1 protein-coding gene is annotated in these 442 nt (G+C 27.4%); it reads right to left on the bottom strand.

The window, feature by feature from the left end:
- Window positions 1-23: 23 nt before the first annotated feature.
- On the bottom strand, window positions 24-442 hold a 419-nt coding region (locus tag V7183_RS15285; RefSeq protein WP_335360073.1), incomplete at its 5' end, for a YrvL family regulatory protein.

Genomic DNA, 442 nt, shown 5'->3' with positions numbered 1-442 from the left:
CAAGAAGTTCTAATTATTGGAATTTATTTTTTATCTAATTCCTGAAATTTTTTGCTATCAATCATAGGAGGATCAGTATCATTTTTCTTTAATTTCATACCAATAAGCCCACTTATCAGAGAAAATATTAATGTTCCTTGCCAAGAAATCATGATGGTTACCATAAAATAATCAATCGTTGTAATTAATATATAAGCTTTTCCCATATCTAATATAAATGATAACCCTCTGATAGAGTTAATCATTCCAACAGTTTTTAAAGCTTTTGATAAATTATCTGTAATAAGCGATAAAGGCACATCAAGGAATAAATAAATCACAAAGAAAATAGTTAAATCACCAAACGTTTGATATTGTAATCCCAATAATCGTAACAACACGGATTCAAACAAAACAATCCCAAGCAAAATGATAGCTACTATAAAAGTACATATTACTATTG

The organism is Bacillus sp. JJ1127 (assembly GCF_036965845.1).
GTDB lineage: Bacteria > Bacillota > Bacilli > Bacillales > Bacillaceae_G > Bacillus_A.
This window is presented reverse-complemented; position numbering and strand designations above follow the sequence as displayed.